General features: G+C 61.9%; 17 protein-coding genes. 10 read left to right on the top strand and 7 right to left on the bottom strand.

The window, feature by feature from the left end; genetic code table 11:
- Window positions 1-7: 7 nt before the first annotated feature.
- From AC0R79_RS03130 to AC0R79_RS03115, 4 genes are read right to left on the bottom strand one after another with little or no spacing between them, the layout of a single operon-like run.
- Complete coding sequence (locus AC0R79_RS03130; protein ID WP_258712762.1) at window positions 8-532, bottom strand: pilus assembly protein PilP; 525 nt, start codon at window positions 530-532, stop codon at window positions 8-10.
- Window positions 529-1,152, bottom strand: coding sequence for a type 4a pilus biogenesis protein PilO (gene pilO, locus AC0R79_RS03125; protein ID WP_085608413.1), 624 nt, complete (start codon window positions 1,150-1,152; stop codon window positions 529-531). Before pilO ends, AC0R79_RS03130 begins: the two co-directional genes overlap by 4 nt.
- On the bottom strand, window positions 1,149-1,715 hold the full coding sequence (locus AC0R79_RS03120) for a PilN domain-containing protein (protein ID WP_007952387.1): 567 nt from the start codon (window positions 1,713-1,715) through the stop codon (window positions 1,149-1,151). The genes pilO and AC0R79_RS03120 overlap by 4 nt, the downstream gene beginning before the upstream one ends.
- Window positions 1,715-2,779, bottom strand: coding sequence for a pilus assembly protein PilM (locus tag AC0R79_RS03115; protein WP_007952389.1), 1,065 nt, complete (start codon window positions 2,777-2,779; stop codon window positions 1,715-1,717). Before AC0R79_RS03115 ends, AC0R79_RS03120 begins: the two co-directional genes overlap by 1 nt.
- Window positions 2,780-2,998: 219 nt before the next feature.
- Here AC0R79_RS03115 and AC0R79_RS03110 point away from each other — a divergent pair, with 219 nt between their 5' ends.
- Window positions 2,999-5,443, top strand: coding sequence for a penicillin-binding protein 1A (locus AC0R79_RS03110; protein ID WP_474735056.1), 2,445 nt, complete (start codon window positions 2,999-3,001; stop codon window positions 5,441-5,443).
- A 270-nt stretch (window positions 5,444-5,713) separates the two neighbouring features.
- Here AC0R79_RS03110 and AC0R79_RS03105 read toward each other — a convergent pair whose 3' ends face one another.
- The 3 genes from AC0R79_RS03105 to rpmE form a co-directional block, all read right to left on the bottom strand.
- A complete protein-coding gene (locus AC0R79_RS03105) occupies window positions 5,714-6,982 on the bottom strand; it encodes a malic enzyme-like NAD(P)-binding protein (RefSeq protein WP_007952395.1) in 1,269 nt (422 codons plus the stop codon).
- Between the two features lie 184 nt (window positions 6,983-7,166).
- Window positions 7,167-7,949 carry a thermonuclease family protein gene (locus tag AC0R79_RS03100; RefSeq protein WP_474733149.1) on the bottom strand — a complete coding sequence of 261 codons (783 nt, stop codon included), beginning with the start codon at window positions 7,947-7,949 and terminating at the stop codon, window positions 7,167-7,169.
- A 41-nt stretch (window positions 7,950-7,990) separates the two neighbouring features.
- Window positions 7,991-8,209: a 50S ribosomal protein L31 gene (gene rpmE / locus AC0R79_RS03095; protein WP_007952398.1), complete on the bottom strand. Its 219-nt coding sequence runs from the start codon at window positions 8,207-8,209 to the stop codon at window positions 7,991-7,993.
- A gap of 180 nt (window positions 8,210-8,389) precedes the next feature.
- On the opposite strand from rpmE, the gene AC0R79_RS03090 reads away from it, so the two are divergent.
- The 9 genes from AC0R79_RS03090 (at window position 8,390) to phaC (AC0R79_RS03050) (ending at window position 20,609) form a co-directional block, all read left to right on the top strand.
- Entirely contained in the window at window positions 8,390-10,609 is a 2,220-nt protein-coding gene (locus AC0R79_RS03090; protein WP_474733147.1) for a primosomal protein N', read from the top strand.
- 142 nt (window positions 10,610-10,751) lie between these two features.
- A complete protein-coding gene (argS, locus tag AC0R79_RS03085; protein ID WP_474733145.1) occupies window positions 10,752-12,488 on the top strand; it encodes an arginine--tRNA ligase in 1,737 nt (578 codons plus the stop codon).
- A gap of 1 nt (window position 12,489) precedes the next feature.
- The gene (locus AC0R79_RS03080) at window positions 12,490-13,206 is read left to right on the top strand and encodes an SPOR domain-containing protein (protein ID WP_011332070.1); all 717 of its coding nucleotides are present in this window, start codon (window positions 12,490-12,492) and stop codon (window positions 13,204-13,206) included.
- Window positions 13,207-13,464: 258 nt separating this feature from the next.
- The gene (gene hslV / locus AC0R79_RS03075) at window positions 13,465-13,995 is read left to right on the top strand and encodes an ATP-dependent protease subunit HslV (RefSeq protein WP_003196958.1); all 531 of its coding nucleotides are present in this window, start codon (window positions 13,465-13,467) and stop codon (window positions 13,993-13,995) included.
- Window positions 13,996-14,050: 55 nt separating this feature from the next.
- A complete protein-coding gene (hslU, locus tag AC0R79_RS03070; RefSeq protein ID WP_007952406.1) occupies window positions 14,051-15,388 on the top strand; it encodes an ATP-dependent protease ATPase subunit HslU in 1,338 nt (445 codons plus the stop codon).
- 76 nt (window positions 15,389-15,464) lie between these two features.
- Complete coding sequence (locus AC0R79_RS03065) at window positions 15,465-15,842, top strand: gamma-butyrobetaine hydroxylase family protein (protein ID WP_127796669.1); 378 nt, start codon at window positions 15,465-15,467, stop codon at window positions 15,840-15,842.
- A 258-nt stretch (window positions 15,843-16,100) separates the two neighbouring features.
- Window positions 16,101-17,780: a class II poly(R)-hydroxyalkanoic acid synthase gene (phaC, locus tag AC0R79_RS03060; RefSeq protein WP_011332067.1), complete on the top strand. Its 1,680-nt coding sequence runs from the start codon at window positions 16,101-16,103 to the stop codon at window positions 17,778-17,780.
- 140 nt (window positions 17,781-17,920) lie between these two features.
- Window positions 17,921-18,775, top strand: a complete 855-nt coding sequence (gene phaZ, locus AC0R79_RS03055; protein ID WP_007952412.1) for a poly(3-hydroxyalkanoate) depolymerase — start codon at window positions 17,921-17,923, stop codon at window positions 18,773-18,775.
- Between the two features lie 151 nt (window positions 18,776-18,926).
- Window positions 18,927-20,609 (top strand): class II poly(R)-hydroxyalkanoic acid synthase, encoded by a 1,683-nt coding sequence (phaC, locus tag AC0R79_RS03050; RefSeq protein ID WP_474733141.1) that lies wholly within the window; start codon window positions 18,927-18,929, stop codon window positions 20,607-20,609.
- The last annotated feature ends 23 nt before the right edge of the window (window positions 20,610-20,632 follow it).

Raw genomic sequence — 20,632 nt, 5'->3', positions numbered from 1 at the left:
CTTCCACTTATGAGTGCTCTTTCAAAGGAATGGTGCGCGGCCGCTCAAGCCAGGCGCCCTGGCCATCCGGAACGATTTCCACCACTTCGACCTGGGAAGCGCTGATCGCAACGATCCGCCCGTCGTTACGGCCCAGGTAATCGCCGACCTTGAGCCGATGGACCCCGCCCGCCCCCCGCAGCAACGCGAAGGAACCAGAGGCGTTGGCAATCGTGCCGACCATTTCAAACTGCTCGATGTTGAAACCTTCGAGGTATTGCTTGACCCGGTTGGGATCGGGTTTCACGTCGCGAGAGCCGTGTTTCTGCCCGGCCAGATCGACCCGTAACTGACGCGAAAACGGACTGCGCAGGTTGGCGGCGCTGTAGGTGAACGTCGGGAAAGAGCGGAAGGTCGGGGTCGGCTCGATCTTGCCCGGCGGACGCAGGCGCACTTCATTCATGTAGGCGTCGAGGTCACTGAAGTCATCGCCGCCACAGCCACCGAGCATCAATAACAATGTCGATAAGGCGATAAAACGGATCGGGCTCATTTTTGCAGCCCCTTGTCGTTGTAGCGGTAGGTCTTGGCGAGAATGCTCATGCGCAACTTCGGCCCGCCTTCGGGATTGGCCGGCGCCAGCTCGAAATCGTGCAGGGTGACGATGCGGGGCAACCCGGCCACGCCGCTGACGAAAGTCGCAAGGTCGTGATAGGCACCGGTCACGGTGATCTGGATGGGCAGCTCGATGTAGAACTGTTGGGTGACCTCCGGCAGCAGCTTGATCTCTTCGAATTCAAGACCGCTGCCCAGCCCGGTGCGCGTGATGTCTTCCAGCAACCCCGGCACTTCGGTGTCACTGGGCAATTGCCGCAACAGCACGCCGAACGAGTTTTCCATCTCTTTCATCTGCTGGGTGTACAGCTCCAGATTGGCCGCCATGCGCGCCTTGCTCGCGAATTGCTCCTTGAGGGTGACCTCCTCCTCACGCTTGAGCTCGAGCTGGTTCTCCAGGTCACTGATGAAAAAGTTATAGCCAAGCGCCAGAACCAACACCATCAACAGCCCGCCGGCCAGGCTTTTGACCACTGGCGGCCAGGAGCCGATGTTGCTGGTGTCCAGGTCGTTGAAATCGACATTGCGCAGGCTGTCCAGCCACTCGGACGGCTTCATTGGTCGTCCTCCTCGATCCGGGGTCGAGTCTGGCGAACGGTCAGCTGGAAGACGTTGGCCTGATCCACCTGGCCAGCGGTGGTGGCTTTCACTTCATTGAGGTTGGGCGCATCGAACCAGTCGGAGGCATCGAGATTGCGCATCAGGTCGGACACCCGATTGTTCGACTCAGCCGCGCCGCTGATCGACAGGGTCTTGCCGACCATTTTCACATCGGTGAAATACACCCCGTCGGGCAAGGTGCGCGCCAGCTGATCGAAAATCCGCCCGCTGATCTGCCGGTTGCCCTGCAAGTCCTGGATGATGCGCATGCGCTCCACCAGTTGCTGGCGATGGGCCTTGAGCTCGCTGATCTGTTTGATCCGTTCATCGACCACGGCGATCTGCTTGCCGATGTAGTCATTGCGCGCGACCTGTCGCGCGATGGCGGCGCTGATGATCTGGTCGGCAATGAGCACCGCCCCCACCGAACCGACCACCACACCGGTCAAGGCCAGCAGGAAGCGTTTGCGCCGCTCTTCGCGACGCTCCTCGCGCCAGGGTAAAAGGTTGATCCGCGCCATCAGTCGAAACTCCTGAGCGCGAGCCCGCAGGCAATCATCAGGGCCGGCGCATCGCTCGCCAGGGCCCCGGCGTTGACCTTGCTGCTCAAGGCCATGTCGGAAAACGGGTTGGCCACCTGGGTCGGTGTGTTCAGGCGCTCTTCGATCAGCCGGTCGAGCCCGGGCACCGACGCCGTGCCGCCGGCCAGCAGAATGTGGTCGACGGCGTTGTACTGGCCGGAGGCGAAAAAGAACTGCAGGGAGCGCGACACCTGCTGCACCAGCGCCTCGCGAAACGGTTGCAGCACCTCGCTGACGTAGTCGTCCGGCAGGCCGCCCTGCTTCTTGGCGAGTCCCGCCTGTTCAAGGGTCAGGCCATAACGGCGCTGGATTTCCTCGGTCAGCTGTCGACCGCCGAACAGCTGTTCGCGGGTATAGATGATCCGGCCGTTGTGCAGGACGCTGAGGGTGGTCATGGTGGCGCCGATGTCGACCACGGCCACTGTCAGCCGGTCCTGGGACGCGGCCAGTTGCGTCGCCAGCAGGCCGAACGAGCGTTCCAGTGCGTAGGCTTCGACATCCACCACCCGCGCGGTCAACCCGGCGAGGGCGAGCGCCGCTTCGCGGACTTCGACGTTTTCCTTTCGACAGGCGGCCAGCAGCACGTTGACCCGCTCGGGGTTGCGCGGCGAAACGCCCTGGACTTCGAAGTCGATGGCGACCTCGTCCAGCGGATAGGGAATGTATTGATCGGCCTCGATCTTGAGCTGGTTTTCCAGTTCGTCGTCCGACAGCCCGGCGTCCATCTCGATGACCTTGGTGATCACCGCAGAACCGGCCACCGCCACCGCCACGGTTTTCAGCCCGGTGCGCGCCTTGACCAGCACCCGGGACAGGGCCTGACCGACGCCCTCGAGCTCGGCGATGTTCTTTTCGACCACGGCACTCGCCGGCAACGGCTCCACCGCGTACGCCTCGACCCGGTAGCGCTCACCCTGACGGCTCAGCTCCAGCAGCTTCACCGATGTGGAGCTGATATCGATCCCCAGTAACGTATTGGCCTTTTTATTGAAGAGTCCTAGCACTACCAATTCCCTATGACTATCCGTGAGTTACGGACTCTGTAATGCGCATTGCGTTCCCTCGCCCCGTCTTGACAGAAGCGCAAATGACGCCCCCAGCGGAAAAGTGCTTATAATGCCCAGCGATTTTTTCCGCTTTTTACTGCCGGCGCGGGTCGTTCTGTGTGTACCCGGAACCCTGTCGCCCAATTCATTCTTTGCCGTGGATGTCCAAAAGCCTTGATTCGTCTGCTGAAATTTTTCGGTTGGTCCATCGTCGCCGTTTTCTGCGGACTGCTTTTAGGTCTCAGCGGCGCGTTTCTTTACCTTAGTCCGGGTTTGCCATCTGTGGAGGCGCTGAGAAGCATTCAGTTGCAGATTCCGCTCCGGGTGTACAGCAGCGACAACAAGTTGATCGCAGAATTTGGCGAAATGCGCCGCACACCGATCCGTTTCGCCGACATTCCCCCCAATTTCATCAATGCGTTACTAAGTGCTGAAGACGACAACTTCGCCAATCACTATGGCGTCGATCCGAGCAGCCTGATGCGTGCCGCGACCCAACTGGTCAAGAGCGGTCACATCCAGTCCGGCGGCAGCACCATCACCATGCAGGTGGCGAAGAACTTCTTCCTGACCAGCGAACGCAGCTTCTCGCGCAAGACCACTGAAATCCTTCTGGCCCTGCAGATCGAACGCCAGCTGACCAAGGACGAGATCCTTGAGCTGTACGTGAACAAGATCTATCTGGGCAACCGCGCCTACGGCATCGAGGCGGCGGCGCAGGTGTATTACGGCAAGTCGATCCGCGAAGTCAGCCTGGCGCAGATGGCGATGATCGCCGGCCTGCCGAAAGCCCCGTCGCGCTTCAACCCGCTGGCCAACCCGGCGCGCAGCAAGGAGCGTCGCGACTGGATCCTCGGCCGCATGTACAAGCTCGGCAAGATCACCGAGGCCGACTACACCGCCGCGATCAACGAGCCGCTGAACGCCAGCTATCACGTGCCGACCCCGGAAGTGAACGCGCCGTACATCGCCGAAATGGCCCGTGCGGAAATGGTCGGTCGCTACGGCAGCGACGCCTATACCGAAGGTTTCCGCGTCACCACCACGGTGCCGAGCAACCTCCAGGAAATGGCCAACACCGCGCTGCACGAAGGCCTGATGACCTACGATCAGCGCCACGGCTACCGTGGCCCTGAATCGCGCCTGCCGGGCAAGACCCGTGAAGCCTGGGCCACCGAACTGACCAAGCAACGCACCATCAGCAGCCTTGAGCCGGCCATCGTCATCCAGGTCGACAAGACCGGCCTGCAGGTGCTGACCCGCACCGGCGAAGAGCATGTGGCGTGGGACACCATGAAATGGGCCCGTCCGTTCCTCAATACCAACAGCATGGGCGCCAACCCGCGTCAGCCGTCGGATGTGGCACAGATCGGCGATCTGGTTCGCGTTCAGCGCCAGCCGAACAATTCGCTGAAGTTCAGCCAGATTCCGCAGGCGCAGGGCGCGCTGGTGTCGCTGGATCCGCAGAACGGCGCGATCCGTTCGCTGGTCGGCGGTTTCGCCTTCGAGCAGAGCAACTACAACCGCGCGATGCAGGCCAAGCGTCAGCCGGGCTCTAGCTTCAAGCCGTTCGTCTACAGCGCCGCACTGGATAACGGCTACACCGCCGCCAGCCTGGTCAACGACGCACCGATCGTGTTCGTCGACGAGTACCTGGACAAGGTCTGGCGTCCGAAGAACGACACCAACACCTTCCTCGGCCCGATCCGTCTGCGTGAGGCGCTATACAAGTCGCGCAACCTGGTTTCGATCCGCCTGCTGCAGGCGATGGGCGTGGGCAAGACCATCGACTACATCACCCGCTTCGGCTTCAACAAGCAGGACCTGCCGCCAAACCTGTCCCTGGCGCTGGGCACCGCGACCCTGACGCCAATGGAGATCGCCACCGGCTGGAGCACCTTCGCCAACGGCGGCTACAAGATCACCCCGTACATCATCGACAAGATCGAAAGCCGCAACGGCGACACGCTGTTCGTCGCCAATCCGCCGACCGTACCGCAGGGCGGCGCGGCCACCGATGGCATCGCGGCACCCGCTACCGAATCGTTTACCGTCAATGCAGCGCCGGTTCCGGGTGAAGCGCCGGGCAGCGCAGCTGTGCCGCAAGCACCGGCAGTCGCCGAGCGCATCGTCGATGGCCGTACCACCTACATCCTCAACAGCATGTTGCAGGACGTGATCAAGCTTGGCACCGGCCGTCGCGCACTGGCCCTGGGCCGCAGCGACATCGCCGGCAAGACCGGTACCACCAACGAATCCAAGGATGCGTGGTTCTCCGGTTACAACGCCGATTACGTGACCACCGTGTGGACCGGTTTCGACCAGCCGGAAAGCCTCGGTCGCCGGGAGTTCGGCGGCACCGTGGCACTGCCGATCTGGATGAACTACATGGCCGCCGCGCTCAAGGACAAGCCACCGCATGTCCAGCCGGAGCCGGAAGGCATCCTCAGCCTGCGGGTGGACCCGGTCAGCGGTCGCGCGGCATCGCCGAGCACGCCGGGGGCCTACTTCGAGCTGTTCAAGGCTGAGGACACGCCACCGTCGGTCAACGAGATCGGCAATGGCACCGTGCCGGGCAGTCCGCTGCCGGCGGATGAGCAGGCGCCGATCGATCTGTTCTGATCCTGATCCTGAACCGCTAAAAAGCCCTGCCTTCGATTGAAGTGCGGGGCTTTTTATTACCTGTTCATTTTTGTGTTGTCTGGGCCGGCCTCTTCGCGGGCAAGCCCGCTCCCACAGTAACCGGGCGTACGCTCCATTTGTGAACGCCACAAAACCCTGTGGGAGCGGGCTTGCCCGCGAAGAGGCCCTTAAGATCACCCCAAAATCAACAGGCATAAAAAAGCCCCGACTCTCACGAGCCGGGGCTTTCGGTTGAAGCGCTACAACGACTTAGCCGTTGAACACGTCATCCACGCTTTTCAGCGGGTAGTTCTTCGGATACGGCAGGGTCGCCACACCGGTCTCGATCGCGGCCTTGGCCACGGCGTCGGAGATCACGGTGATCAGACGCTTGTCCATTGGCTTCGGAATGATGTACTCACGGCCGAATTCCAGGGAGATACCGCCGTAGGCGTCGCAGACTTCCTGAGGCACCGGCAGCTTGGCCAGTTCGCGCAGGGCGTTGGCGGCAGCGATCTTCATTTCTTCGTTGATGCGCTTGGCGCGAACGTCCAGGGCACCACGGAAGATGAACGGGAAGCCCAGCACGTTGTTGACCTGGTTCGGGTAGTCCGAACGGCCGGTGGCCATGATCACGTCGTTACGGGTGGCGTGAGCCAGTTCCGGGGAGATTTCCGGATCCGGGTTGGAGCAGGCGAAGACGATCGGGTTGGCCGCCATGCGCTTGAGTTGCTCGGCGCTCAGCAGGTTCGGGCCCGACAGGCCGACGAATACGTCAGCGCCTTCGATGGCGTCGTCCAGGGTGCGTTTCTCGGTAGGGTGAGCGAACACAGCCTTGTACTGGTTCAGGTCGTCACGGCCAGCGTGGATCACGCCAGTACGGTCAACCATGAAGATGTTCTCGACCTTGGCGCCCATGCTCACCAGCAGTTTCATGCAGGAGATGGCGGCTGCGCCAGCGCCCAGGCAGACGATCTTGGCGTCGGCCAGGGTTTTGCCAGCGATTTCCAGGGCGTTGATCATGCCCGCAGCGGTCACGATCGCGGTGCCGTGCTGGTCATCGTGGAATACCGGAATGTCGCACTGCTCGATCAGAGCACGTTCGATCTCAAAGCACTCAGGCGCCTTGATGTCTTCCAGGTTGATGCCACCGAAGGTGATGGAAATGCGTTTTACGGTGTCGATGAAGGCTTGCGGGCTTTCGGAGTCGACTTCGATGTCGAAGACGTCGATGCCGGCGAAGCGCTTGAACAGCACGCCTTTACCTTCCATGACTGGCTTGGAAGCCAGTGGGCCGAGGTTACCCAGGCCCAGAATCGCGGTGCCATCGGAAATGACTGCAACCAGGTTGCCCTTGCCGGTGTACTTGTAGGCCAGTTCAGGATCGCGGGCGATCTCGCGCACTGGTTCAGCTACGCCGGGGCTGTAGGCCAGCGACAGGTCGCGGGCGGTAGCAGTGGCCTTGGTGAGCTCGACACTCAGCTTTCCTGGACGAGGATTGGCATGATATTCGAGAGCGGCAGTTTTCAGATCAGACATTTTGGCATTCCGCTTTTTACTGTTGGACAGACTGGTCAGCGAGGATACGCGCCTCGCAAAGTCCCCACAAGACTGCCCGGTCACCCCTGTCAAGCGCCCTGCCCTAAGACTTTGGGCCAAGAGCCACGGCGCACAAGGGCTAGACTGTTCACAATCGACAGAAAAAATGTCTACAACTTTTTATTCAACGGGACGGCTGGAGCATCGAAGGATCGGTCAGCGGCAACAGCCAACGCGCCTGACCTGATTTCAGTCCACCGCGCCGGGAACGGTCGACCACCCAGCCACGAGCCTCGATCTGCTTGCCCTTCAACGCCTGCAGAGAGGCACCATCGAAGCGCTCCAGCAGATTGGGTGCAACGCGCAGTACAAGCTTGTCCTGCAACTCGATCCAGATTCCGCCGCGATTGCGTTGAACCTTGCTCACACGACCGCTGACCACGGCAAAACCAGAGCGCTCGATCTGCTCCGCTTTCAGTACAGGAGAGCGCTTCCACAGACCCAGCCCGGCCTTTCGCGCGCGGCGTTCAGCGGCTTGCTGGCAATCGACCAGATCGACATTCGGCGCCACCGCGACCTGGAAACCGAGGCCATCGGCGAGCATTTGCGCTTCGAGGTTCTCACCCTTGGCGCTGAAAACATGGGCCAGGGTGCGGCCGTAACGGTCCTTGGACTCGGCACCGAGTCGTAGGCCGACCCGCCCGTCGCTCTCGGCGACCAAGGCTTCGAGGCGCTTGCGCGCGGCCACTGCAAACGGCTCGTCGCTGCGGCCCTGCTTGCCGAGTTCGGGCGTATTGAGGCCGATCATCCGCACATTGCGCCCATCGCCCAGGCGCAGGGTGTCGCCGTCGACCACCCGCTGCACCGTGGCGCTGTCCAGCCCGGCCGGGGCCGGGCACAAGGCCTGGGCGGCGGAGAGCCAAATCGCGGACACAAAAAAGGCGCCCGCAAGGGACGCCTTTTTCATCAGACCGGAAAAGCCGCTGAGGTTTTCCAGAATGAAGGGCCTTAGGCCTTTTTCGCGCCGAAAGCACCGAAACGGTCGGCGAACTTCTGAACGCGACCACCGGTGTCCAGAGTCTTCTGCTTACCGGTGTAGAACGGGTGGCACTCGTTGCAAACGTCGATCGCCAGGGCTTTGCCGAAGGTCGAACGGGTTTCGAACTTGTTGCCGCAGCTGCAAGTTACTGCAACTTCTGGGTAATTCGGGTGGATATCGGCTTTCATGGTGTTTTCCTCAGCTGGCGTGCCGCCATCCAACACGATTGTTGAATACCGCACGTAATTAGGCCGCGGATTCTACCAGACAATCCCGATCACGCAAGCTGTCGCTGAGACCGACCGTCTGCTAGGCTCCCGGCCCAAACCTCATCCCCGCTGCTTGTTAGCTTCTTATCGAGATCCCGCGTGCCCGACGCCATTCTGCGCCTCGCCCTGCCTTCGCCCCTGCGCCGCCTGTTCGACTATCGGGCCCCGACCGGTGTGCTGCGTTCGCAGTTGCAACCGGGCATGCGCCTGCGGGTGCCGTTCGGCCGGCGGGAGATGATCGGGATTCTGGTGGAAGTCACCGACACCAGCGAAGTGCCGGTGGAAAAGCTCAAACCGGCGCTGGCGCTGCTCGACGCTACCGCCCCACTGCCGCCGGCGCTGTTCAAGCTGTGCCTGTGGACGGCTCAGTATTATCAGCACAGCCTCGGCGACACGCTGAGCTGGTCGTTGCCAGTGCTGCTGCGTCAGGGCGAATTGGCCGAGGCTCGTCAGGAGCGATTCTGGTCGGCGGCTCCCGGCGCCAGCCTCGATGACCCGCGCATCGCCCGCGCCCCGCGCCAGCGTGAAGCCCTGGCGACGCTGGCCCAGCACCCTCACGGTGTCGCCCATCAGTTGCTGAGCAAACTGATGCTGAGCAAGGACAGCCTTGATCTGCTGCTGGCCAAGGATCTGGTGCAGGTCGAAGTGCGCCGTCACGCCCCCGGCGCGCGCCATGAACATTGGCTGGCCCAGCCCGAGCTGCCGCTCAACAGCGAACAGCGCGCCGCCTACGAGGCGATTCGCGCCGGGTTCGACAGTTATCACGCCTTCCTGCTCGCCGGGGTCACCGGCAGCGGCAAGACCGAAGTCTATTTGCAACTGATCCGCGAAACCCTCGAGGCCGGCAAACAGGCGCTGGTGCTGATCCCGGAGATCAACCTCGGCCCGCAGACCCTCGCGCGGTTCGAACAACGCTTCAATGCCCGCATCGCCCTGCTGCACTCGGCGGTCAACGATCGTGATCGACTGGATGCCTGGCTCGCTGCCCGTGACGGCGAGGCCGACATTATTATCGGCACCCGCTCGGCGCTGTTCACCCCGATGAAAAATCCGGGGCTGATCATCATCGACGAAGAACACGACGGCTCCTATAAACAGCAGGAAGGCCTGCGCTACCACGCGCGGGATCTGGCGCTGGTGCGCGCGCGGCAGGAAAACATCCCGATCGTGCTCGGCTCCGCGACGCCATCGCTGGAAAGCCTGCACAACGCCTACACCGGTCGCTACGGACTCCTGCGCCTGAACGAACGGGCCGGCGGCGCCAAGAAGCCACGTTTCCTGCGTCTGGATGTGAAAAGTCGTCCACTGGACAGCGGCATTTCCGGGCCAATGCAGCAAGCCATCGGCCAGACCCTCGCCGCCGGCCAGCAGGTATTGGTGTTCCTCAACCGTCGGGGTTTTGCCCCGACTCTGCTGTGCCACGACTGCGGCTGGATGTCCGAGTGCCAGCGCTGCGATGCGCGGATGACCGTGCACCAGCGCTACGGTGAACTGCGCTGCCACCACTGCGGTTACGTCGAGCGCGTACCCCGCCAATGCCCGAAGTGCAACAAGGTCGATCTGCGCCCCGTGGGCGCCGGTACCGAGCGGGCCGAGGAGCGGCTGGCGATTCTGTTCCCGGACTATCCGGTGTTGCGCGTCGACCGTGACAGCACGTCGCGCAAGGATGCGATGAACCAGCTGTTCGCCACGATCCAGAAAGGCCAGCCGTGCATTCTGGTCGGCACCCAGATGTTGGCCAAGGGTCACCACTTCCCTCGGGTGACGCTGGTGTCAATCCTCGATGCCGACGGCGGGCTGTTTTCCGGCGACTTTCGCGCCAGCGAGCGCATGGCGCAGTTGATCGTGCAGGTTGCCGGCCGGGCCGGGCGGGCGGAAGAACCGGGCAAGGTGATCATCCAGACGCATCTGGCCGACCATCCTTTATTGGTGCAACTGACCGAGCAGGGTTACTTCGCCTTCGCCGAGCAGGCCCTGAGCGAACGCCGCGCCGCCGGACTGCCGCCGTTCGCGCATCTGGCGCTGTTGCGCGCCGAAGCGCACAAGCCGGGGCAGGCCGAAGGTTTTCTCGATGAGGCATGCAGCGAGGCCGAGCGTTTGCTGGCCGAACAGAACCTGACCGGCATCGAACTGCTGGGACCGGTGCCGGCGCCGATGGAACGCCGGGCCGGGCGCTTCCGCGCGCAGCTGCTGTTACAGGCCACGGCCCGGGCGCCGCTGCACCGATTGCTGGCGAGCTGGCTGCTGGTGCTGGAACAGATGCCAAGCGGCCGGGCGGTGCGCTGGTCACTGGATGTCGATCCGGTGGATCTGTACTGACCGGGCAAAACCGGCCGAATTGTCACCACACATCCACATCCTGCCTGCTAAGGTTGGCAAGCCCGTCTTCGCAACGGATAATGCCCAGTTTTTCCACCCGCGCATCGATGCGCCGCCGCGCTTGCGGTCGAAAGAGAAGACCATGAAAGACACCATTCGCCAGCTGATCCAACAAGCCCTCACCCAACTCGTCAACGAAGGTGTGTTGCCTGAAGGCCTGACGCCGGCGATCCATGTGGAAAACGCCCGGGACAAGACCCACGGCGACTTCGCCAGCAACATCGCGATGATGCTGGCCAAGCCTGCGGGCATGAAACCGCGCGACCTGGCGGAGAAAATCATCGCCGCCCTGCCGGCTGACGAGAACGTCACCAAGGCCGAAATCGCCGGCCCAGGCTTCATCAACTTCTTCCAGAACACTCAAGCGCTGGCCTCGCGCCTCGACGCCGCACTCGCTGACGCTCACGTTGGCGTGCGCAAGGCCGGCCCGGCGCAACGCACCGTGGTCGATCTGTCGGCACCGAACCTCGCCAAAGAGATGCACGTCGGCCACCTGCGTTCGACCATCATCGGCGACGGCGTGGCCCGTGTGCTCGAATTCCTCGGCGATACCGTGATCCGTCAGAACCACGTCGGCGACTGGGGCACCCAGTTCGGCATGTTGATGGCGTACCTGCAGGAAAACCCGATCACCAGCGACGAGCTGTCGGACCTGGAAAACTTCTACCGCGCCGCCAAGCAACGCTTCGACGAATCTCCGGAATTCGCCGATCGCGCCCGTGGTCTGGTGGTCAAGTTGCAGGCCGGCGACGCTGAATGCCTGGCGCTGTGGACCAAGTTCAAGGACATCTCGCTGTCGCACTGCCAGAAGATCTACGAACTGCTCAACGTCAAACTGACCATGGCCGACGTGATGGGCGAAAGCGCCTACAACGACGACCTGATCAACGTGGTCAACGACCTGAAAGCCGCCGGCATGCTGGTCGAAAGCAACGGCGCCCAATGCGTGTTCCTCGACGAATTCAAGAACGCCGAAGGCGAGCCGCTGCCGGTGATCATCGTCAAGGCTGACGGCGGCTACCTGTACGCCACCACCGACCTGGCGGCCGTGCGCTATCGCAGCGGCAAGCTGAAGGCCGACCGTGCGCTGTACTTCGTCGACCAGCGTCAGGCCCTGCACTTCCAGCAAGTGTTCGCCGTAGCGCGCAAGGCCGGTTTCGTGACCCATCCGATGGAAATGGAACACATGGGCTTCGGCACCATGAACGGCGCCGACGGCCGTCCGTTCAAGACCCGTGATGGCGGCACCGTGAAGCTGATCGACCTGCTGACCGAAGCGCAGGAACGTGCCTACAGCCTGGTGAAGGAAAAGAACCCGACACTGGCCGAAGACGAACTGCGCGCGATCGCCAAAGTGGTCGGCATCGGCGCGGTGAAATACGCCGACCTGTCGAAGCACCGCACCAGCGACTACAGCTTCAACTTCGACCTGATGCTCAACTTCGAAGGCAACACCGCGCCATACTTGCTGTACGCCTACACCCGCGTGGCCGGCGTGTTCCGCAAACTGGGCAAGGATTTCAGCGAAGTCGACGGCCAGATCGTCCTTGAGGCGGCGCACGAACAGGAACTGGCGGCCAAACTGGCGCAGTTCGGTGAAGTGCTGAACAACGTTGCGGAAAAGGGCACGCCACACACCCTCTGCACTTACCTGTACGACGTGGCCGGCCTGTTCTCCAGCTTCTACGAGAACTGCCCGATCCTCGCCGCCGACACCCCGGCACAAATGCAAAGCCGTCTGCGCCTTGCCGCGCTGACCGGCCGTACCCTCAAGCAAGGCCTGGAACTGCTCGGCCTGGAAACCCTGGAGCGCATGTAAGTTGGCTGCCAAGAAAAAACCTGCACCCAAGCGTGGCGCCAGCCGTTACCAAGCTCCAGCGAAGCAGCCGATTCCGGGTTGGCTGTGGATGGCCATCGGCCTGACGGTCGGCGCGTTCATCGTGTTCCTGATGAAGCTGGAGCCGGGCAAGGGCAGCGACACGGTCAAGCGCGAGAAGATCGAGCAACAGCAACAACAGAAAGCCACCAAGATCGCCGAGGCCAACAAGACCCCGCCGAGCCCGACGCAACCGGTGAAGCCGAAGTACGACTTCTACACCCTGCTGCCGGAATCGGAAGTGATCGTGCCGCCTGATGCCGTGCCGGAAAAAACCCTGCCGACGCCACAAGTGCCGGCAATCCCGACCACGCCGGTGACCCCGGCCGAAGCGGCGAAGATCGACACAGCGCGTGCACAGGCTGCACTGGCCGGGATCACCCCGCCGCCAGCGCCGCCGGTGACAAAGGCTGCACCGGTGACCAAGTTCTTCCTGCAGGCCGGTTCGTTCCGCAAAGAGACGGATGCCGACAAGGTCCGCGCGCAGATCATTCTGCTCGGCCAGGCAGTCGCGGTTGAGTCCGGGACGGTCAAGGATGAAACCTGGTATCGCGTACTGGTCGGCCCGTTCAGCAACCGCGAACAACTGACCACCGCCCAGAAACAACTGGCGGGCGCCGGCTTCAGCAACCTGTTGTTACAACAACGCCAGAGCCGCTGATACCTCCCCACCGATCGTTCCCACGCTCTGCGTGGGAATGCAGCCCGGGACGCTCCGCGTCCCTTGCCGCAGGGACGCGGAGCGTCCATTGAGGCATTCCCACGCGGAGCGTGGGAACGATCATGTCGTTCTGCGTGGGAACGATCATGTACAAAGCACCGCTCGTCCCCTCTCCCGCCCCGCAGTTGAAATCCTCTCCACCACCCCCATATGAATGGGCATAAGGCATTTTCGCCCCGCAGTGTGGAGACTCTTCCCTTGACCACCATCGTTTCAGTCCGCCGCCACGGCAAAGTCGTCATGGGCGGCGACGGCCAGGTTTCTCTCGGCAACACCGTGATGAAAGGCAACGCGAAGAAAGTTCGTCGCCTGTACCACGGCGAAGTCATCGCCGGTTTCGCCGGTGCCACCGCCGACGCCTTTACCCTGTTCGAACGTTTCGAAGGCCAGCTTGAAAAGCACCAGGGTCACCTGGTTCGCGCCGCCGTAGAACTCGCCAAAGAATGGCGCACCGACCGTTCCCTGAGCCGCCTCGAAGCGATGCTCGCGGTCGCCAACAAGGACGCATCCTTGATCATCACCGGCAACGGTGACGTGGTCGAACCCGAAGACGGCCTGATCGCCATGGGTTCCGGTGGCGCCTATGCGCAAGCCGCCGCCAGCGCCTTGCTGAAGAAAACCGACCTGTCGGCCCGCGAAATCGTCGAGACCGCTCTCGGCATCGCCGGCGACATCTGTGTATTCACCAACCACACCCAGACCATTGAGGAGCAGGATCTCGCTGAATAAGCCTGACGCGGCCCCTGTGCCACGGCTTGTTCCTGCTTGAGGACCGTCAATTATTATGTCCATGACTCCCCGCGAAATCGTCCACGAACTCAACCGCCACATCATCGGCCAGGACGATGCCAAGCGCGCCGTCGCGATTGCCCTGCGCAACCGCTGGCGCCGCATGCAACTGCCTGAAGAGCTGCGCGTTGAAGTGACCCCGAAGAACATCCTGATGATCGGCCCGACCGGTGTCGGTAAAACCGAGATCGCCCGTCGCCTGGCCAAGCTGGCCAACGCGCCGTTCATCAAGGTCGAAGCGACCAAGTTCACCGAAGTCGGCTACGTCGGCCGTGACGTCGAGTCGATCATCCGTGATCTGGCCGATGCCGCGATCAAGATGCTGCGCGAGCAGGAAATGACCCGCGTTCGTCACCGCGCCGAAGACGCCGCCGAGGACCGTATCCTCGACGCCCTGCTGCCACCGGCACGCATGGGCTTCAGCAATGAAGAAGCGCCGACCCAGGATTCCAACACTCGCCAACTGTTCCGCAAGCGCCTGCGCGAAGGTCAGCTGGACGACAAGGAAATCGAGATCGAAGTCGCCGAAATGGCCGGCATCGAAATCGCCACGCCTCCGGGCATGGAAGAAATGACCAACCAGTTGCAGAACCTGTTCGCCAACATGGGCAAGGGCAAGAAGAAGGCCCGCAAGCTCAAGGTCAAGGAAGCGCTGAAACTGGTACGCGACGAAGAAGCCGGTCGCCTGGTCAACGAAGAAGAGTTGAAGGCCAAGGCTCTGGAAGCAGTCGAGCAGCACGGTATCGTGTTCATCGACGAGATCGACAAGGTCGCCAAGCGCGGCAATGTCGGCGGCGCCGATGTGTCCCGCGAGGGCGTGCAACGTGACCTGCTGCCGCTGATCGAAGGCTGCACCGTCAACACCAAGCTGGGCATGGTCAAGACCGACCACATCCTGTTCATCGCCTCCGGTGCGTTCCACCTGAGCAAGCCGAGCGATCTGGTACCAGAGCTGCAAGGCCGTCTGCCGATCCGCGTCGAACTCAAGGCCCTGAGCCCGCAGGACTTCGAACGCATCCTCAGCGAACCGCACGCCTCGCTTACCGAGCAATACTGCGCGCTGCTGAAAACCGAAGGCCTGAACATCCAGTTCCAGCCGGAAGGCATCAAGCGTCTGGCGGAAATCGCCTGGCAGGTCAACGAGAAGACCGAGAACATCGGTGCCCGTCGCCTGCACACGCTGCTTGAGCGTCTGCTGGAAGAGGTGTCGTTCAGTGCCGGCGACCTGGCCAGCGCCCACGACGACAAGGCGATCCAGATCGACGCCGAATACGTCAACAGCCACCTGGGCGAATTGGCGCAGAACGAAGACCTGTCCCGTTATATCCTGTAAGCCATACTTACAGTGGTCGTGAAACTGTGGGAGCCATCGGCTCCCACAATTTTTTTCACCTGACGGAACGCCGGCAATGACCCAACTCCCCACCGACATCAAACTGCACAAAGCCTCGAAAACCCTGTCGCTCAAATACGCGACCGGCGAGGAATACACCTTGCCCGCCGAATTCCTGCGCGTGCATTCCCCCTCCGCCGAGGTCCAGGGCCACGGCAAACCGATCCTGCAATTCGGCAAGCTGAACGTCGGCCTGACCAAGGTAGAACCGGCCGGTCAGTACGCACTGAAACTGACCTTCGATGACGGTCACGACAGCGGTCTGTTCACCTGGGATTATCTGTACGAACTGGGGCGACGTTATGACGCACTCTGGGCGGATTATCTGGCCGAGCTCAAAGCCGCCGGCAAAACCCGCGACCCGGACCAGTCCGTCGTCAAGCTGATGCTCTAGTCCGCGCCTCGGACTGTTTAGAGGGCATTTTCTAGATTCATCTGTTTGAATGCTCCGCTAAAGCGGCCCGGGATCGGCTGCTTGCGAAAAAAATCAATCTCGGGTAACCAATGGAACTGGCAAGTTCCCTGCAGTGCTCTACGACTGTAAAGCAGCTATGCAGAATCAACGGTCACCCGAGCAGTAGTACCTGGCATTGGCTGTGGAACTGCACAGCAGAAAACCGGGTACTCGTCTCAGGACAATGGAGCGTCGTAGATGAGTAACAAGAATAACGATGATTTGAAGTACCAGGCCTCGGAGAACACCCTGGGGCTGAATCCTGTCGTTGGGCTACGCGGAAAGGATCTGCTGGCCTCTGCTCGAATGGTGCTGACCCAGGCCATCAAACAACCGATCCATAGTGTCAAACACGTCACCCAGTTCGGCCTCGAACTGAAGAACGTGCTGTTCGGCAAATCAGACCTGCAACCGGCGGGCGATGACCGTCGTTTCGTCGATCCGGCGTGGAGTCAGAACCCGCTGTACAAACGTTATCTGCAAACCTACCTGGCATGGCGCAAGGAACTCCATGCCTGGATCGACGACAGCAGCCTCTCGCCCAAGGACATCGCGCGCGGCCACTTCGTGATCAACCTGATGACCGAGGCCATGGCGCCGACCAACACGGCAGCCAACCCGGCAGCGGTCAAACGCTTCTTCGAGACCGGCGGCAAAAGCCTGCTCGACGGCCTCTCGCATCTGGCCAAGGATCTGGTGCACAACGGCGGCATGCCGAGCCAGGTCAACATGGGCGCGTTCGAGGTCGGCAAGAGCCTTGGCGTGACCGAAGGCGCGGTGGTGTTTCGCAACGATGTGCTGGAACTGATCCAGTACAAGCCGATCACCGAGCAAGTGCACGAGCGCCCGCTGCTGGTGGTGCCGCCGCAGATCAACAAGTTCTATGTATTCGACCTGAGCCCGGACAAGAGCCTGGCGCGTTTCTGCCTGCGCAACAATGTGCAGACCTTCATCGTCAGCTGGCGCAACCCAACCAAGGAACAGCGTGAGTGGGGCCTCTCGACCTACATCGAAGCCCTGAAGGAAGCGGTCGACGTGGTCACCGCGATCACCGGCAGCAAGGACGTCAACATGCTCGGCGCCTGCTCCGGCGGCATCACCTGCACCGCCCTGCTCGGCCACTACGCCGCCACCGGCGAAAACAAGGTCAACGCCCTGACCCTGCTGGTCAGCGTGCTCGACACCACCCTCGATAGCGATGTCGCGTTGTTCGTCGACGAGCAGACGCTGGAAATGGCCAAGCGACACTCCTATCAGGCCGGCGTGCTGGAAGGCAAAGACATGGCCAAGGTCTTTGCCTGGATGCGCCCCAACGATCTGATCTGGAACTACTGGGTCAACAACTACCTGCTCGGCAACGAGCCGCCGGTGTTCGACATCCTGTTCTGGAACAACGATACGACTCGACTGCCGGCCGCATTCCACGGCGACCTGATCGAGATGTTCAAAAACAACCCACTGATCCGCCCCAATGCACTGGAAGTGTGCGGCACGCCGATCGACCTCAAGCAGGTGACCGCCGACATCTTCTCGCTGGCCGGCACCAACGACCACATTACCCCGTGGAAGTCCTGCTACAAGTCGGCGCAGCTGTTCGGTGGCAAGGTGGAATTCGTGCTGTCGAGCAGCGGGCATATCCAGAGCATTCTGAACCCGCCGGGCAACCCGAAATCGCGCTACATGACCAGCGATGAAATGACCGCCAATGCCGATGACTGGCAGGAAAACTCGACCAAGCACGCCGACTCCTGGTGGCTGTACTGGCAGGCGTGGCAGGCCGCGCGGTCGGGCGAGCTGAAAAAGGCGCCGACCAAGCTGGGCAACAAGGCGTATCCGGCAGGCGAAGCTTCACCGGGCACTTACGTTCACGAGCGGTAACCGACATCTGTGGGAGCGAGCTTGCTCGCGAAGGCGGACTGACATTCAACATTGAAGTCGACTGATTCGCCGCTTTCGCGAGCAAGCTCGCTCCCACAGTTAAAGATGAGATAGAGATTTCACCCACAGGGCCTTGAAGCATGCCGCACCCGTTCATCTTTCGAACTGTCGAGCTGGATGGCCAGACCATCCGCACGGCGGTCCGCCCCGGCAAGCCTCACTTGACGCCCTTGCTGATATTCAACGGCATCGGCGCCAACCTGGAGCTGGTGTTTCCTTTCGTCGCGGCGCTGGATCCGGACCTGGAAGTGATCGCCTTCGACGTGCCAGGTGTCGGTGGTTCCTCGACGCCGAGCCGACCGTATCGCTTTCCCGGGCTGGCGAAACTCACCGCGCGGATGCTCGATTACCTCGACTACGGACAGGTCAACGTGATCGGCGTGTCCTGGGGTGGCGCGCTGGCGCAGCAGTTCGCCTACGACTATCCCGAGCGTTGCAAGAAGCTGGTGCTGGCGGCGACCGCTGCCGGTGCGGTGATGGTGCCGGGCAAGCCGAAAGTGCTGTGGATGATGGCCAGCCCACGGCGCTACATCCAGCCGTCCCATGTGATCCGCATCGCCCCGATGATCTATGGCGGCTCGTTCCGCCGCGACCCGACACTCGCCGCCAGCCATGCGGCCAAGGTGCGTTCGGCGGGCAAGCTCGGCTACTACTGGCAACTGTTCGCGGGCCTGGGCTGGACCAGCATTCACTGGCTGCACAAGATCCATCAGCCGACGCTGGTGCTGGCCGGTGATGACGATCCGCTGATCCCGCTGATCAACATGCGCATGCTCGCGTGGCGAATCCCCAACGCGCAGTTGCACATCATCGACGACGGGCATCTGTTCCTGATTACCCGGGCCGAGGCGGTGGCGCCGATCATCATGAAATTCCTCCAGGAGGAACGTCAGCGTGCGGTGATGCATCCGCACCCGACACCGCTGGGCGGATAACCGTCCCGGCACGGATTTCTGGACAGCGTTTTGCAACGCGTCTGGACAGGTGCGTGGCAGGAGGCCACGCAGGCAGCAACCCGCAACAGCGTCTATGGTGTTCTGGTTCGGTGTGTTTGTTTTTGGCCTGAAGACGAAGGAGTGTTGAGTCATGCGTGACAAACCAGCGACGGGCGTCGTGCCCAGCCCCGCCGTGTTCATCAATGCACAGAGTGCCATGACCGGTCTGCGCGGCCGGGACCTGATCTCGACCTTGCGCAACGTGGCTGCCCACGGTTTGCGCAATCCGATCCACAGTGCAAAACACGCCTTGAAGCTGGGAGGCGCGCTCGGACGCGTGCTGCTCGGCGAAACCCTGCACCCGACCAATCCGCAGGACAGCCGCTTCGCCGATCCAGCGTGGAGCCTGAACCCGTTCTATCGGCGCAGCCTCCAGGCCTATCTGGCCTGGCAGAAACAGGTCAAGAGCTGGATCGACGAGAGCAGCATGAGCGACGACGACCGCGCCCGTGCGCACTTCGCCTTCACCCTGTTCAACGACGCCGTGGCGCCTTCCAACACCCTGCTCAATCCGCTGGCGGTCAAGGAACTGTTCAACTCCGGCGGCCACAGTCTGGTGCGTGGGCTGAGCCATCTGTTCGATGACCTGCTGCACAACGACGGTCTGCCACGCCAGGTGACCAAACAGGCTTTCGAAGTCGGCAAGACGGTCGCCACCACCACCGGTTCGGTGGTTTTTCGCAATGAAATGCTCGAGCTGATCCAGTACCGGCCGATGAGCGAAAAACAGTATTCGAAACCGCTGCTGGTGGTGCCGCCGCAAATCAACAAGTACTACATTTTCGACCTCAGCCCGAGCAACAGCTTCGTCCAGTTCGCCCTGAAGAACGGCTTGCAGACCTTCATGATCAGCTGGCGCAACCCGGATGTGCGCCATCGCGAATGGGGCCTGTCGACCTACGTCGAAGCCGTGGAAGAAGCGATGAACATCTGCCGGGCAATCACCGGCGCCCGTGAGGTCAACCTGATGGGTGCCTGCGCCGGCGGGCTGACCATCGCGGCGCTGCAAGGGCATCTGCAGGCCAAGCGGCAGTTGCGGCGGGTCTCCAGCGCCACCTATCTGGTGAGCCTGCTCGACAGTGAAATGAACACCCCGGCCACCCTGTTCGCCGATGAGCAAACGCTCGAAGCAGCCAAGCGGCGCTCCTATCAGAAAGGCGTGCTGGACGGTCGCGACATGGCCAAGGTGTTCGCCTGGATGCGCCCCAACGATCTGATCTGGAGTTACTTCGTCAACAACTACCTGCTGGGCAAGGAGCCGCCGGCGTTCGACATTCTCTACTGGAACAACGACAGCACCCGTCTGCCCGCCGCGTTTCACGGCGACATTCTGGATTTCTTCAAGCACAACCCGTTGACCCATCCGGGTGGCCTGGAAGTGTGCGGCACGCCGATCGATCTGCAAAAGGTCACGGTCGACAGCTTCAGCGTGGCCGGCATGAACGACCACATCACGCCGTGGGACGCGGTGTATCGCTCGACGCTGTTGCTGGGCGGTGAGCGGCGCTTCGTGCTGTCCAACAGCGGCCACGTGCAGAGCATCCTCAACCCGCCGGGCAACCCGAAAGCCAATTACGTCGAGAACGGAAAGCTCAGCGGTGATCCGCGTGCCTGGTACTACGACGCCAAGAAAGTCGACGGCAGTTGGTGGCCGCAGTGGCTGGAGTGGGTGCAGCAGCGCTCCGGCACCCTGCGCGAAACCCAGATGCCCCTCGGCAACGCCAATTATCCACCGATGGAAGCGGCACCCGGCACCTATGTGCGTGTGCGCTGACTGACTCAAGCCCTTTTAAGAAG

The sequence above is a fragment of the Pseudomonas sp. HD57-3 genome, assembly GCF_056113135.1.
This window is presented reverse-complemented; position numbering and strand designations above follow the sequence as displayed.

Bases quoted from the DNA above. Each gene is read 5' to 3' on its own strand.
- pilO (WP_085608413.1), bottom strand. From the start codon at position 1,152: ATGAAGCCGTCCGAGTGGCTGGACAGCCTGCGCAATGTCGATTTCAAC.
- AC0R79_RS03105 (WP_007952395.1), bottom strand. From the start codon at position 6,982: ATGTCTGATCTGAAAACTGCCGCTCTCGAATATCATGCCAATCCTCGT.
- AC0R79_RS03065 (WP_127796669.1), top strand. From the start codon at position 15,465: ATGACCCAACTCCCCACCGACATCAAACTGCACAAAGCCTCGAAAACC.
- rpmE (WP_007952398.1), bottom strand. From the start codon at position 8,209: ATGAAAGCCGATATCCACCCGAATTACCCAGAAGTTGCAGTAACTTGC.
- AC0R79_RS03100 (WP_474733149.1), bottom strand. From the start codon at position 7,949: ATGAAAAAGGCGTCCCTTGCGGGCGCCTTTTTTGTGTCCGCGATTTGG.
- hslU (WP_007952406.1), top strand. From the start codon at position 14,051: ATGTCCATGACTCCCCGCGAAATCGTCCACGAACTCAACCGCCACATC.
- AC0R79_RS03120 (WP_007952387.1), bottom strand. From the start codon at position 1,715: ATGGCGCGGATCAACCTTTTACCCTGGCGCGAGGAGCGTCGCGAAGAG.
- phaZ (WP_007952412.1), top strand. From the start codon at position 17,921: ATGCCGCACCCGTTCATCTTTCGAACTGTCGAGCTGGATGGCCAGACC.
- phaC (WP_011332067.1), top strand. From the start codon at position 16,101: ATGAGTAACAAGAATAACGATGATTTGAAGTACCAGGCCTCGGAGAAC.
- AC0R79_RS03130 (WP_258712762.1), bottom strand. From the start codon at position 532: ATGAGCCCGATCCGTTTTATCGCCTTATCGACATTGTTATTGATGCTC.
- phaC (WP_474733141.1), top strand. From the start codon at position 18,927: ATGCGTGACAAACCAGCGACGGGCGTCGTGCCCAGCCCCGCCGTGTTC.
- argS (WP_474733145.1), top strand. From the start codon at position 10,752: ATGAAAGACACCATTCGCCAGCTGATCCAACAAGCCCTCACCCAACTC.